This is a genomic window from Streptomyces sediminimaris, from assembly GCF_047049295.1.
GTDB classification, from domain to species: domain Bacteria; phylum Actinomycetota; class Actinomycetes; order Streptomycetales; family Streptomycetaceae; genus Streptomyces; species Streptomyces sediminimaris.
Genome location: NZ_JBJWOT010000001.1, coordinates 7,915,256 through 7,928,478, shown reverse-complemented (window position 1 = coordinate 7,928,478; position 13,223 = coordinate 7,915,256). Strand labels below are relative to the sequence as shown.

12 protein-coding genes are annotated in these 13,223 nt (G+C 71.5%); 6 read left to right on the top strand and 6 right to left on the bottom strand.

Translation table 11 applies throughout. From position 1 onward, the window contains the following. Positions 1-7 precede the first annotated feature (7 nt). The 4 genes from gad to ACJ9NR_RS36295 all read left to right on the top strand — a co-directional run bounded on the left by gad (position 8) and on the right by ACJ9NR_RS36295 (position 3,223). A complete protein-coding gene (gene gad, locus ACJ9NR_RS36310) occupies positions 8-1,432 on the top strand; it encodes a glutamate decarboxylase (RefSeq protein ID WP_412492545.1) in 1,425 nt (474 codons plus the stop codon). Positions 1,433-1,500: 68 nt separating this feature from the next. Then, positions 1,501-2,370, top strand: coding sequence for a class II glutamine amidotransferase (locus ACJ9NR_RS36305; protein WP_412492544.1), 870 nt, complete (start codon positions 1,501-1,503; stop codon positions 2,368-2,370). Between the two features lie 206 nt (positions 2,371-2,576). Continuing rightward, the gene (locus ACJ9NR_RS36300; RefSeq protein WP_412492543.1) at positions 2,577-2,771 is read left to right on the top strand and encodes a DUF2795 domain-containing protein; all 195 of its coding nucleotides are present in this window, start codon (positions 2,577-2,579) and stop codon (positions 2,769-2,771) included. A 101-nt stretch (positions 2,772-2,872) separates the two neighbouring features. After that, on the top strand, positions 2,873-3,223 hold the full coding sequence (locus ACJ9NR_RS36295; RefSeq protein ID WP_412492962.1) for a hypothetical protein: 351 nt from the start codon (positions 2,873-2,875) through the stop codon (positions 3,221-3,223). 122 nt (positions 3,224-3,345) lie between these two features. Here the strand turns inward: ACJ9NR_RS36295 and ACJ9NR_RS36290 are convergent, their stop codons facing one another. Both ACJ9NR_RS36290 and ACJ9NR_RS36285 read right to left on the bottom strand, forming a co-directional pair. Further along, positions 3,346-4,305, bottom strand: coding sequence for a polysaccharide pyruvyl transferase family protein (locus tag ACJ9NR_RS36290; RefSeq protein WP_412492542.1), 960 nt, complete (start codon positions 4,303-4,305; stop codon positions 3,346-3,348). Positions 4,306-4,543: 238 nt separating this feature from the next. Next, positions 4,544-5,545, bottom strand: coding sequence for an SDR family oxidoreductase (locus ACJ9NR_RS36285; protein WP_412492541.1), 1,002 nt, complete (start codon positions 5,543-5,545; stop codon positions 4,544-4,546). A gap of 211 nt (positions 5,546-5,756) precedes the next feature. On the opposite strand from ACJ9NR_RS36285, the gene ACJ9NR_RS36280 reads away from it, so the two are divergent. Further along, positions 5,757-7,625: a glycoside hydrolase family 15 protein gene (locus tag ACJ9NR_RS36280; protein WP_412492540.1), complete on the top strand. Its 1,869-nt coding sequence runs from the start codon at positions 5,757-5,759 to the stop codon at positions 7,623-7,625. 51 nt (positions 7,626-7,676) lie between these two features. On the opposite strand, the gene ACJ9NR_RS36275 is transcribed toward ACJ9NR_RS36280, so the two are convergent. From ACJ9NR_RS36275 to ACJ9NR_RS36265, 3 genes are all read right to left on the bottom strand, one after another. Next, complete coding sequence (locus ACJ9NR_RS36275) at positions 7,677-8,213, bottom strand: DUF4142 domain-containing protein (protein ID WP_412492539.1); 537 nt, start codon at positions 8,211-8,213, stop codon at positions 7,677-7,679. Positions 8,214-8,407: 194 nt separating this feature from the next. Then, positions 8,408-9,802: a sugar porter family MFS transporter gene (locus ACJ9NR_RS36270; protein ID WP_412492538.1), complete on the bottom strand. Its 1,395-nt coding sequence runs from the start codon at positions 9,800-9,802 to the stop codon at positions 8,408-8,410. Positions 9,803-9,983: 181 nt separating this feature from the next. Beyond that, positions 9,984-10,436, bottom strand: coding sequence for a YbhB/YbcL family Raf kinase inhibitor-like protein (locus ACJ9NR_RS36265; RefSeq protein WP_412492537.1), 453 nt, complete (start codon positions 10,434-10,436; stop codon positions 9,984-9,986). A gap of 53 nt (positions 10,437-10,489) precedes the next feature. Between ACJ9NR_RS36265 and ACJ9NR_RS36260 the strand changes: the two genes are divergently transcribed. After that, the gene (locus tag ACJ9NR_RS36260) at positions 10,490-10,750 is read left to right on the top strand and encodes a hypothetical protein (RefSeq protein WP_412492536.1); all 261 of its coding nucleotides are present in this window, start codon (positions 10,490-10,492) and stop codon (positions 10,748-10,750) included. Between the two features lie 322 nt (positions 10,751-11,072). Here the strand turns inward: ACJ9NR_RS36260 and ACJ9NR_RS36255 are convergent, their stop codons facing one another. Next, a complete protein-coding gene (locus tag ACJ9NR_RS36255; protein ID WP_412492535.1) occupies positions 11,073-12,734 on the bottom strand; it encodes a hypothetical protein in 1,662 nt (553 codons plus the stop codon). Positions 12,735-13,223 lie beyond the last annotated feature (489 nt).

Below are 13,223 nucleotides of genomic sequence, written 5' to 3'. Positions count from 1 at the left end.
AACACGCATGACGGTGCAGCACGATGCCCGCGGCGAGAGCCGTGACCTGGAGATCAACCCGGTGTTCAGCCGCGAGCCCGTCCGGGTGCCCCGGTACGAGCTGCCGTCCGGGGAGATGGAGCCGGACACCGCCTACCAGGTGGTGCACGACGAGCTGATGCTCGACGGGAACGCCCGGCAGAACCTGGCGACGTTCGTCTCCACCTGGGCCGAGCCGCAGGTCCGGCGCCTGATGGACGAGTGCGCCGAGAAGAACATGATCGACAAGGACGAGTATCCGCAGACCGCCCAACTCGAGACCCGGTGCGTGCACATGCTCGCCCGGCTCTGGCACGCCGAGGACCCCCGGCAGGCGATGGGCTGCTCGACGACCGGTTCGAGCGAGGCGGCCATGCTGGGCGGGCTGGCGCTCAAGCGCCGCTGGCAGCACCGGCGCCGGGCCGAGGGCAAGCCCACCGACCGGCCCAACATGGTCATGGGCATCAACGTGCAGATCTGCTGGGAGAAGTTCGCCGACTACTTCGAGGTCGAGCCCCGCTACGTCCCCATGGAGGGCGATCGCTACCACCTCACGCCCGACCGGGCCGCCGAACTGTGCGACGAGAACACCATCGGTGTCGTGGCCGTGCTCGGCTCCACCTTCGACGGCAGCTACGAGCCCGTGGCCGGCATCGCCGCGGCCCTGGACGACCTGCAGTCCCGCACCGGTCTGGACATCCCCATCCACGTCGACGGCGCGTCCGGAGCGATGATCGCCCCCTTCCTCGACCCGGAACTCGAATGGGACTTCCGGCTGCCGCGGGTCGCCTCGATCAACACCTCGGGCCACAAGTACGGCCTGGTCATGCCCGGTGTCGGCTGGGCGCTGTGGCGGGACAAGGACGCCCTGCCCGAGGACCTCGTCTTCCACGTCAACTACCTCGGCGGCGACATGCCGACCTTCGCGCTCAACTTCTCCCGGCCCGGCGCCCAGGTCGTCGCCCAGTACTACAACTTCCTGCGGCTCGGCTTCGACGGCTATCAGCGCGTGCAGCAGACCTGCCGCGACGTCGCCACCCGGCTGGCCCGCGAGATCGCGAGGCTCGGCCCGTTCGAACTGGTCACCGACGGCAGCGAGCTTCCCGTCTTCGCCGTACGGGTACGGGAGGGCATCGACCACTTCAGCGTCTTCGACGTCTCCGCCGCACTGCGCGAGCGCGGCTGGCAGGTGCCCGCCTACACCTTCCCGAAGAACCGGACCGATCTCGCCGTCCTGCGCGTCGTGGTCCGCAACGGTTTCAGCCACGACCTGGCCGATCTGCTCCTCGAAGACCTGCGCCGCGTGCTGCCCCGGCTGGACAAGCAGGGGGAGCCGCACCGCGACGCGGAGGACGCCGGCGGCTTCGCCCACGGCGCGGAGACCAAGAACCCCCGCCGCCCCGGACGTGACTGACCACCGACCGCGACCCGCCGGCCGCTCGGCGAACCGCCGAACGGCCGGCCCGGCATGGAGGAGAACCCGTGTGCCGCCTGTTCGGCCTCAGCCACGCCCCGCTACGTGCGCGCGCCACCTTCTGGCTCCTCGACGCCCCCGACAGCCTCAGCAGGCAGAGCCATCGCGACCCCGACGGCACCGGCCTCGGCCACTTCACCGCCGACGGCACCCCGCACGTCGACAAGGCGCCCATCGCCGCCTACCGCGACCGCGCCTTCGCCGAGGAGGCCCGGCAGGAGGAGTCGGAGACCTTCATCGCCCACGTGCGTTTCGCCTCCACCGGCAGCCTCGACGTGCGCAACACCCATCCCTTCGAACAGGAGGGCCGGCTGTTCGCGCACAACGGGGTCGTCGAGGGCCTGGACCGGCTCGACCACCACCTCGGCGAGGACCGGTCGCTGGTGAAGGGCGACACCGACTCCGAACGCTTCTTCGCCCTCATCACCCGCGAGACGCGGCGACTTGACGGCGACGTCAGCGCGGGCATCCGCCGGGCCGCCCGCTGGATCGCCGCACACCTGCCCGTCTACGCCATGAACCTGATCCTCATCACCCCGCAGGAGATGTGGGCGCTGCGCTACCCGGACACCCACGACCTGTACGTCCTCCAGCGCCGGGCCGGCGGCCGGCACGGCACCCGGCATCTCGACCACAGCGGCAGCCACGGCCGCATGCGCGTCCACTCCTCCCACCTCGCCGATCATCCCGCCGTCGTGGTCGCGAGCGAGCGCATGGACGACAACCCCGACTGGCGCGCGATGGAGCCCGGCGAGCTGCTCCACGTCGGCCCCGACCTCCGCCTCACCCGCGAGGTCGTCCTGCCCGGCCCTCCGGCACACCGGCTGACCCTCGACGACCTGCGCCCCGACGCGGCCGCGTCCCAGCAGGCCACCTAGCCGTACTGCCCTGTCAGGTGGTGGGCCGGCGCTCCTCGCCCGGCCCGACGAGAGACAGGGGCACCCCCGTGTCCGTGCCGGATCCCGGCTGCCAGGGGGTCGTCGGACGCCGCCGGGTGATCGGGCCCCTGACGGTTCACCCGTCGGCCGGACGGGTACTCCCGGAGGTCCACGGCTCCCTGACGAACCCCGAGAAGGTGGCTTTCATGGCAAGCATCAGCCCCATCGACCTGCAGAAGGCCCTCAAGGGCGCCAATTACCCCGCCAGCCGTGACGATCTCGTCAACCTGGCGCAGGAAAACGGCGCGGAGGGAACGATCGTCGAGAAGATCTCCCATTCCGACGCGGCTGAATTCGGCGGACCCGACGACGTCCAGAAAGCCGTGTTCGACGACGAGTAGGTCTCCGAGCCGGGATGTCCCGGACGTGTCCGGCGGTTTGGCCGACGGCACGTTCCCCCGGCGAACCGGCAAAGGGGATTCGTGAAAGGACCGAAGGCATGATGCTCTCCCATGCGCTCGAGCATGGCGTCCTCGTCATCACCGTGCGCCGTGATCCCGGCATCGGAGGACGTGCCCTGCTCGCGAGGGAGATCGGCGGCCTGGTCCGTGCTCACCGGCCGAGGCCGGTCGTCGTCGTGCTGGACGAGCCGGCCACGAGCGGCCCGGCGGTGAGCGCGATCCTGCGTGTCCATCGCATCTGCAGGAGCCTCGGCGTCCTGCTGTCGGTGGCTTCGCACAGCGCCCCCACACGGCGGCTGCTGGAGGCGAAGGCGGACACCGGCGGTACCCGGCTGGTCATTCACGCTCGAACCGACACCGCGATCGCCGCGGCGTTCACCGCGGCGGCCTGACGCCGCCCCGGCGCCGACGGCACAGCCTCTCGGCGGTGCGGACCACGCGAACCGTACGACCGGGGAAGCAGCCCCGGGCCGATGAAATGGCCTCGGTCCAGCCCCGTCACACGGCTGTGGTTCTAGCGGATCCTGCCCCGCTGCGGCGGGTGGTCGGCCCGCTCGTCGCCACACGCCCACAGCGCTTCCACGAGACGGTCGGCGCCGTCCTGGACGAGGCCGTCGCGGAACTCCACGGCGATCCGCCGGGCGTCCGCCCGTCCGTCGTTCAGGCACCAGTCCCACCAGCGTTCCAGTTCCTTCCGGTCCAGCTGCTCGGCGGGCACCAGTGCGGGCCACTCGCAGGCGCGCGCCTGGGCGGTCACCTTCGCTCCGCCCTCCACGGGGTCGACGGCCAGCGCGGGAACGCCCGCGCGCAGCGCCAGGACCAAGCCGTGCAACCGGTCGGTGACGACGAGATCGAGCCGGCTGAGCAGGGACTCCAGCTGGGCGGGCGTCGCGCACAGGCGCCAGTCCCGTGTGTCGAGCCGCGTGTCGAGTTCCAGGCGGGCGCAGTCCTTGCCGAGCAGCCAGTCTCCGAGCCGCTCGGCGACCTGCTCGTGCCGCCGCTTGCGCCCGTACTCCTGCTGACCGTGCGTGAGTACGGTCCCGACCACCGGGGTCAGCTGGAGAGCGGGGGCCCTGGCCGCCAGATCCCGGCCGGGCTCGAGGCCGGCGGCGTCCCGGGCCAGCACCCGGTGGAACCCGGTCACCGCGGGGCTGTCGGGGTCGACGACCGATGTTCCCACCGCGATGCGCACGCAGTGCGGGAACCGCTCGTGCAGTTCCTCCACCTGCCGCCCGTGCACCGGACCGCACACGAAGACCACGTGGGAGTAGTCCTCGGGCCGCAGGTCCGCCAGGTGCAGGGCCCCGGGCCGGAACCCGGGGCTCCAGGCGACGTCGTGGGCGATGCCCGCACGCCCCAGCACGTCCCGGACCCGGTCCAGGGCCAGTACGTCCCCGGCGGTCACCTCTCCGTGCCGGAAGGTGAACCACCCGGTCAGCAGCAGTCTGCCGCGCGGTTCTGGGAATGCTTCCACCCGTTGTCCGTACACAGCAGCCCGGGTTCCCGGCGCGAGGGTGACCAATCAGGCCGTGGACCGATCAGACGTGGACCGATCAGGTGTGGACCGATCAGGTGTGGACGATCAGGTGTGGACGATCAGGTGTGGACGATCAGGTGTGGACCGATCGGTCGTGAAGGGGGGAGGGTCGCAGGGGTCCGCGCCGGGGCCCGGGCAGGCGCTCGCACCGCGCCCGGGCCCCGCCGTGTCCCGGTCAGCCGCGGATCGCCAGACCGCCGATCGCCGCGGCGGCCGCGGCGCCGACCCCGGTCAGGATGGCGCGGCGGTGCTGCGACATCCACAGCACCGGGTCGGATCCGTGCGCCATGTTGTCGAAGGCGCCGTGTGCGCCACGGTCGGCGTCGGCGTCGGCGGGCTTGTCGAGGTTCGGCTCGTACCGCGGGGCGTCCTTCCCGGTCTGCTGGCTCTTGACGCCGGTGCGCCCCAGGTACAGGTCGACGAGTTTGGGAGCGAACCGCTCGGCCAGGACGGTGGCGGCCGTGGAGAAGCCGACCCACATGTTCCGCCGCGGGTGCTCGGCCAGGAACACGATTCCGCGGGCGGCCAGTTCGGGCTGGAAGACGGGGGGCACCGGCATCGGGTGCTCGGGCATCTTGTTGAGGTTCCAGTCGAACTGGGGCGTGTTGAGGCCGGGCAGCTGGATCATGCAGACCTTCACGTCGCTCTTCTCGTGGATGAGCTCCGTCATGACGGACTCGGTGAAGCCCTTGATCGCGTGCTTGGCCCCGCAGTAGGCGGACTGCAGGGGAATGGACCGGTAGGCCATGGCGGAGCCCACGTTCACGACCACTCCCCGGTTCCGCGGCCGCATCCGCTCCAGGGCCGCCCGGGTCCCGTTGACCTGGCCCATGTAGGTGACATCGGTCATCCTGCGGTATTCCTGCGGTGAGGTGTCCCAGAAGAAGGACAGCGCCCCGGCGAACGCGACGTTGACCCAGACGTCGATCTCGCCGAGTTCGCGTTCGACCTGCTCGGCCGCCTGCTGCACGGCGTCGTGGAACGCCACGTCGGTGGGGATGCCGACAGCCCGGCCGCCGGCCTCCTCCACCTCGCGGACAGCCGCGTCGAGGCCCTCCCTGCCGCGGGCGAGCACCGCCACGTCATAACCCCGCGCGGCGAACTCCCGGACCGTGGCCCGTCCGACCCCCGCGGTGCCCCCGGTCACCACGGCCACCCTGCGTTCCTTCTCGGCCATCTCCACCGACTCCTCTCCGTCGCAACCGCCGCTACGTGCGCTGTCGGCTTGACGGGTACCAAGCTGTGTGGGCCAGGAAACGGGTACGGCGCGGCACGACAGGCGAGCACGGGTCCGGCGGGTCCGGCCGACCGGGTGGATCCGCACCCCGATCTCACGACGGGCGCGCGCTTCGAGACTGGCTGCGCCTTCCGGCGGGTACCGGTGAGCAGTGATTTCCCACCGCACCGATGGAACCGATGGATTCTCCCGACGCACCGACGGATTCCTGCCCCTTCGCGACTACGCCCTGATCGGCGACGCGCGTGGCACCGCGCTGGTGGCCGGCGACGGCTGTGTCGACTGGTTCGCGGCACCGGCCATGGACGCCGCCCCGCTGTGTGCGGCCCTCCTCGACCCGGGCACCGGCGGATCGATCACCCTGGCGCCCACCGTGCCGTACCGGGTCAGCCGCCGCTATCTGCCGGAGACCGTGGTGCTGGAGACGACGTACACCACGGAAGGCGGCACGGTCCGCGTCACCGACGCCCTCAACCTGGGTTCGCTGGGGCTGCTGCCGTGGACGGAGCTGGCGCGGCTGGTGACCGTGGAGGACGGGGAGGTTCCGATGGCCTGGTCCGTGCAGCCGGGCCACCGCCTCACCGCCGGCGGGCGGCCCTGGGTGCGCGGTGACGGCGGCGGACCCGTGCTCGTCGCGGGCGACCAGTACCTCACCGTGGTGGCCGACGGCGTCGGAGAGCCCTCCCCGGGCGAACGCGGAATCTGCGGCCGGGCCACCGTCCGGCAGGGCCGGCCCGCGCTGCTCGCCGTACTCGCCACGCAGGGAAAGCCGCTGCACACACCGGCCGCGGAGCAGATCCGGGACCGGGTCGAGCAGACGGCCGCGACCTGGCGGCGGTGGGCCCGGGGGATCCGGTACGAGGGGCCGTGGCGCGACAGTGTGCTGCGCAGCGCGCTGACACTGAAGGCGCTGACCTTCCAGCCCACCGGGGGGATCGCCGGAGCGGCCACCACCTCGCTTCCCGAGAGGATCGGCGGGAAGCGGAACTTCGACTACCGGTTCTCCTGGATCCGCGACAGTTCCTACGCCCTGGACGCCATGGCCCGGCTCGGCCTGTCCGAGGAACTGCACGCCGGGATGGCGTGGATGCTCGACTCAGCGGCCGGGACCGCCCCCGAACTGCACCCCTTCTACACCCTGAGAGGCGAGCCGGCGACCGCCCGGATGGAGTCGGCGCGGGGCGTGCCCGGCTACCGGCGGTCGCAGCCGGTCCACGTCGGCAACGCGGCTGCCGACCAGCTGCAGATCGGGTCCTACGGCGACCTGCTCGACGCACTGTGGCGCTACACCCTCAGCCACGGCCGGCTGGACCCGGCCACCGGCCGACTGGTGGAGACCCTGGCCGACCGGGTCTGCGACGTGTGGCGGACCCCCGACGCCGGGTTCTGGGAACTTCCGGACCGCCGGCACTACACCAATTCCAAGATCGGCTGCTGGATGGCGCTGGACCGGGCCGTAGGGCTTGCCGAAGCCGGGCAGCTGAACAGCGCCGGCGTGCCCCGCTGGCGACTGGAACGCTCGGACCTGCGCTCCTGGATCAACGAGCACTGCTGGGACCCCGCCCGGCAGTGCTACACCTTCCACGCCGGCAGCACCGACCTGGACGCCGCCACCCTGCTCGCCGCCCGCACCGGGTTCTGCCGGGGCGACGACCCCCGCCTGCACACCACCATCGACGCCGTCCGCGCCGGGCTCGGTGCCCAGGGGCCGCTGCTGTACCGCTACACCGGCCAGCGGGGACAGGAGGGCGCGTTCCTCGTCTGTTCCTTCTGGCTCGTCGAAGCCCTCACCCACGCCGGCCGCACCGACGAGGCCGTGGCGCAGATGGACGACCTCATCGGCCTGGCCAACGACGTCGGTCTCTACACCGAGCAGATCGACCCGGCCAACGCCGAACTGCTGGGCAACCTTCCCCAGGCCCTCACCCACCTCGGTGTCATCAGCGCGGCCGACACGCTCGCCGAGGCCACGGCAGAGCGGCGGGGCGGTGCCGACCGATGGTCACCGGGCCGCTCCTGAGCTCCTGAACACGTCGCGTCCCTGCGCCGCGCGCGCCGGGACGCGTACCCGTCACCGCCCGATGCGGGACTGTGTCTGCTCCGCCAGCCGCAGGTGAGCCCGCAGGACGGGCAGGTCCCGGCGTGCCTCCTCGACGATCTCCGTGTTGCCGTGGGCGGCGATCTCCTTCCTGGCAGCGGAGATGGCCTTCTTGTGGTGGCTGATCTCCGTCTTCAGGTACTCCTTGTCGAACGCCGTGCCGTGCAGCAGGGCCAGCCGGGAGAGTTCGGCACTGTCCTTCGGGTCAGGTTCTGTCGGGAGGTGGACGTCCATCAGTGCGGCGAACCTCAGCAGGTCGGACGCGGACTTGATGTGATCCGCCGCCAGCCGGGCGCCGAGTGCCTTGACCGCCGTACTGTGCGCATGGGTCTCGGCTGTCTGCGCGCCCTCGATCTCGAACAGGTCTCCCGCGGCCGTCGATGTCAGCCAGACGACGTCGTGCGGGGCCGGGGCGGAGTCCGCCCGAGCGGTCCCCGGCCACAACGCCACCGCCGCCACCGCGACTCCCGCGGCTCCTGCGGCGACGGCGGGTGCTGTCCTCCTGAGCATGAGCGCCTCCCTGGCGTGGCAATGGCCCGGGCACCGCGCAGGCCGTCCGTGCGGCGGCGCCGCCGGGCCGCTGATGTACACCTCGACCGGGTTTCCCGCACGCCCGCCGTCGAGCGAGGCGGAGAGTAAAACCTCTGTGCGGGACCGACCGGTGCCCTGCACGCGGCGTCGCACCTCGCGCCGGACGGGATCGGTCAGGCGGCCTTCGGCTCTCGCTCCGCCTCGGTGTCGGCGCCCAGTTCCTCCTGGATGTCCTCAAGGGACTTGCCCCGGGTCTCGGGAACGCGGCGGCTGAAGAAGATCCAGGCGACGACGCCCAGCGCGGTGTAGATCCAGAACACTCCGGAGCGGGAGATCCAGCCCGCCAGGGAGAGGAACGAGGCCGAGATGGCGAAGTTGGCCCCCCAGTTGACAGCCGTGCACACGCTCATGGCCGTGCCGCGCAGTGTCTGCGGGAAGATCTCGCTGATCATCAGCCAGAACACCGGCCCAAGACCGATCGCGAAGGCCGCGATGTAGAGCACCAGGGCGACCAGCGCCATCCACGGTGCGGAGTCCCGCAGCGCCGGTACGGCGAAGTACACGCCGAGCCCGGCCAGGGCGACGGTGAGCAGCGCGGTACCGGTCAGCAGCAGCGGCCTGCGGCCGACCTTGTCCAGCAGCAGCACCGCGACGACGGTGAACACGACGTTGGTGATGCCCACGCTCAGCGCCTGCGAGACGGCGCTGTCGGCCGAGAGCCCGGTCTGCTGGAGGATGGTGGGAGCGTAGTAGATGATCGTGTTCACGCCGACGAACTGCTGGAAGAAGGCAAGTCCCACCCCGACGATCAGCAGCGGGCGAGCCCGGCCGGTCAGCAGGTCGCGAGCGCGGGCCGAGCGGCTGGACTCCACGCTCCGCCGGACCGCGTCCAGTTCGCGGTCCACGTCGTCGTCGGCCGAGCCCCGGCGCAGTTTGCGCAGCACGTCGCGGGCGTCGTCGTCACGCCGTTGTTCCACCAGCCAGCGGGGTGTCTTGGGGACACTGAACATGCCGATGGCGAGGGCCGCGCCGGGTACCGCGGCCACGCCGAGCATCCACCGCCAGTTCTCGGCGAAGTCCTTGAAGAGGTAGTTGATCAGGTAGGCCACGAGGATGCCGCTGGTGGTGGCGAGCTGATTGAAGGAGGTCAGACCACCGCGGATGCGGGGCGGGCTGACCTCGGAGATGTACAGCGGGCTGACGAAGGACGCGGTGCCCACGGCCAGCCCGAGCAGGGCACGGAACCCGATGAGCATCCCGGTGTTCATGGACAGCGCGCAGCCGAGGGCCGCGACCAGGTAGACCGTACCTGAAATGATCTTGGTGTTGCGGCGGCTGATGCGGTCCGCCAGGTATCCGCTCAGCAGCGCGCCGCCCACGGCACCGAGCAGGAGGGAGGAGACGATGAACTCCTGGGCCGCGGAGCCGGCGTGGAAGTCCTTCTTGATGTAGAGCAGGGCACCGGAGATGATCCCGGTGTCGTAGCCGAAGAGGAATCCCCCGATCGCTGCGATCACCGCTGTTCTGGCGACGAGCGCGTTCGCCTTCAGCTCTTTGAGGAACTCCACTCTGGCTCCTTCGGTCGAGGCGTCGGCGCCGTCCGCCCGGGTGTGACGGGCACGCCGACTCGGCTGTGACGGGCGCGCGGATCAGGCTCCGCCGGGGAGCCAGGGAGGGAAGACAGGGGTGTATCCCGGTCCGCGGCCGGTGAAACGGGAACGGCCGGGCGCGCGGTCGCGCCGGAAGGCGTCAGCGTCGGTAGAGGCCGACGAGCGTGCCGCAGGCGATCTGCTGACGGTCCAGCACGCGGTGGGCGTCCTCAGCCGTGGCACCGTCCGGGAGGGACACGGGCGCCGGGAGGGCGTAGAGAGTGAAGACGTAGCGGTGCGCCTCGTCGCCCACCGGTGGCCGGGGGCCGCCCCAGCCTTCGTCGCCGTAGCCGTTGCGGTGCAGGTGGCTGCCCGGATGCACCGCCCCGCTCTCCAGGCCCTCGCGGCGCGGGTCGATACCCGTGACCAGCCAGTGCACGAAAGTCCCCGACGGGGCGTCCGGGTCCTCGCACAGGAGGGCCAGTTCGGCGGCCGCGTCGGGCACACCGGTCCACGTCAGGGGCGGAGAGACGTCCTCGCCGTCCTTGGCGTGACGGTGGGGGATCATGTCGTGATCGCCGAATGCCGCGCTGCGGAGTTCGATGTCAGCCATGTGTGCTGGAGTTCCTCGGAACAGATCAATGACACATATCGGTGCCTCCCGTGATGCCGGCGCCTCTCGTGCGCGATCTGGCCAAGACCGCCTCCCTCACCGACGCCGCGGCGACGGCACTGCGCCGACGTGGTGTCGCCGACCGGCTCGCGGGCCTGGCCGCACGGACCGGATGGGCCGCCTTTCACGAGGCGGCCCAAGCCTGGATCGACGACCCCGCGCAGAGCCTGGACGCCCATTTCCTGCAAGCCTTCGAGGACCTGCGCGGCCTTTCCGCGAGCGGCCTGCCCGCACCGGCACGGCCCGGAACCTGATACCGCGCCGCACGGCTCCTCGGTGCCGGTGGCCGGTGGCCGGTGGTCAGCGGTCCGGCCGTCGCCGGACGGCCCGGTCCGCCGGCGGGCGAGCGGGGGCAGTCAGCGCCGTGAAGGCGTCTCCCCGCGGCGCTCGCCCGCCCCGGGACCGCCGGCGGTGTTCCCGGCACCGGCGGGCGGCCGCCCGGATCGTCTCGCCCGGCGAGGCCGCCGGAAACGCGCCACCTCACCCGGACGGTCTCCCCCGGCCCCTGCCGGCCACGGCGGCGTGGGCCGTCGTCGCCGGCCGGGGCATGCTGCGCGAAGGGCAGCGCGGCGCCGGTCAGTTGGTGTAGCCGGTCGCCGACGGCGAGGAGGACGGTGACGGCGGCTCGGTCGTCGTCGACGGAGTGGGCGCGGCGGAACTCGGGTCGGCCGGGCCGCCGTTCGCGTCCGACGGTGAGGAACTCGGTGCCTGCGTGCCCGCCGTGGCCGAGGGGTCGGCCGCCGGGGGCGTCGAGGCGCTCTGGGTCGCGGACGGGGACGCGCCGTTGGTGGGCCCGCCGGACGCGGGCGGCGTCTGGCCGAGCCGGGTGAGCACCGCGTCCACGACCAGGCCGTTGCCGTCCGTCGTGAGCATGACGGGGTCACCGACGCCGAGGAGGCGATCGCAGCCGAGGTTGGTGAACGTCTGGTTCGCGCGCGCGGCCAGGAAGCCGAAGAGGTCGGGTGCCGTCCCCGGATCCGGCGAGGGCGCGGCCCTGAAAAGCTCCTTGTCCTTGAAGACCCGCTGGATTCCGGCTGCGTCACCGAAGAGGGTCGTGCAGAACGCCGCCCCGTTCCCGTCGCTGCCCGCACCGACCGGGGGCATGCCGACACCCGCGCGGTAGGCGTTGGTCTTGCGGACGCTGGTGCGGCCGTCGACGAGTGTCATCGGGTCGTTCTGCGGGACCAGCGCGATCGGGGCCCGCTGGCGCGCCGCGGCGGACAACTCGTCCAGCGGCAGGGCCGAGGAGGCCCGGTTGTCGCTGGACTGGTTGGGCACCATGAACGGCTTGCAGCCCAGGGCCGGGTCGATGAACTGGGTCAGCAGCAGGTTGTCGCTGCCGTTGGTCAGCTCCTTGGGCTGCGCGCCGGCCGGCGACCCGGCCCTGCCGCCGCGCCCGTGGTGACGGTGGTGACGGTAGCGGGGGGCGTCCACGCGCACGCCCTTGTGCAGGGCCGCCCTGTTCGCGGCGTTGTCCTGGGCGATACGGCCGTGCGCGTCGGCGAGATACCGGGTGACCACGTTGTCGCTTCCGTCCTGGTCCACGACGGAGAAGTCACGGGTGGTGGGACAGGGCAAGCCGTCCTTGGCCGTTCCCAGTGCGGGGATCTTCAGGTGCTTCGCGGCGGTCCGGGTCTTGGCGGCACGGAAGAAGGCGGGTGCGTTGCAGTACGCGAACTGGCCGAAGACCGATCCCGGCACACCGTTGACACACCTGCCCTGGGCCAGGCTGTCGGAGCGGCCGCTCGACTTCAGCCTGAGCTCGGCGCTGTTGAAGCCGAACCATATGGCGACGGTGGAACCCCTCGGCACTCTGGGCCGGACGGTACGGGCGGCCGGTCTCGTCCCCCTGTCGATCACCAGCGGGTCGTAGACGCTGAGGCTGCCGTCCTTGGTCAGGATGGCCGCTTCGACGAAGGCCGCCTGATCGGTATTGGCCTCGTGACAGGGCCCCTTCGCGGGGTCGGTGGCGACGAGCCTGTACGGCGTGGCCAGTCCCCGGGCGGAGAGCGGGTGCTGGGGAACCACCAACGTGCAGTTCGGGTCGGGCGTGGCCGCTTCGCCCCCGTTCGCCTGTCCGCGACCGTGATGCCGGCCGCCCGCCGCGAACACCGTTCCGGCGACGACGGCCAGGATCACCGGCCCGCCGATCACGGCGAGCGACCACTTCGACCGCTTGCGGCGGACATGATCTCCCCGTCCACCGTGCGGTGCCTGCGTCGAGTTCTTCCGGGGCACTGGTTTGCTCCTCACTGTGCTTCCCTCCCGGTGGGGCGGCCCACGTTGGGCCGGACACGCGTTGGTCAGCGCGATACTCAGCCCGCTCACCGGTCGGGTACATCCCCGCCCCACCCGGCACGGTGGGCCCACGCGCCCCACGGACCGGATTCGGCGTCCAGCGACGTTAACAGCGGGCACCTGGACACCACACAGCGCTTTGCCAACGAAATGACAAAGCGGCGCAGCGGCAAAGGAGCAACCGGCGGCGCAGGGAAACAGCTGAGCACCAAGGCTGATGTGGTCCGGCGAGAGCCGGTAGCCGACGAGCGAGCCTGAACGAGATGTGAAATTTGCTGGTGCGACGTTGAAGGGTCACGGAATGGTCAAGGCCGTGCGGAGGAGCACGGGGAGATCCGGCACCCCGCACCCCGCACGTCGGCGAGCCGACGTGGCGTCAACTGGCCCTGTTCGCAAGGTCGACGGCAGGCCAGGATGGGCGTGGCGCCC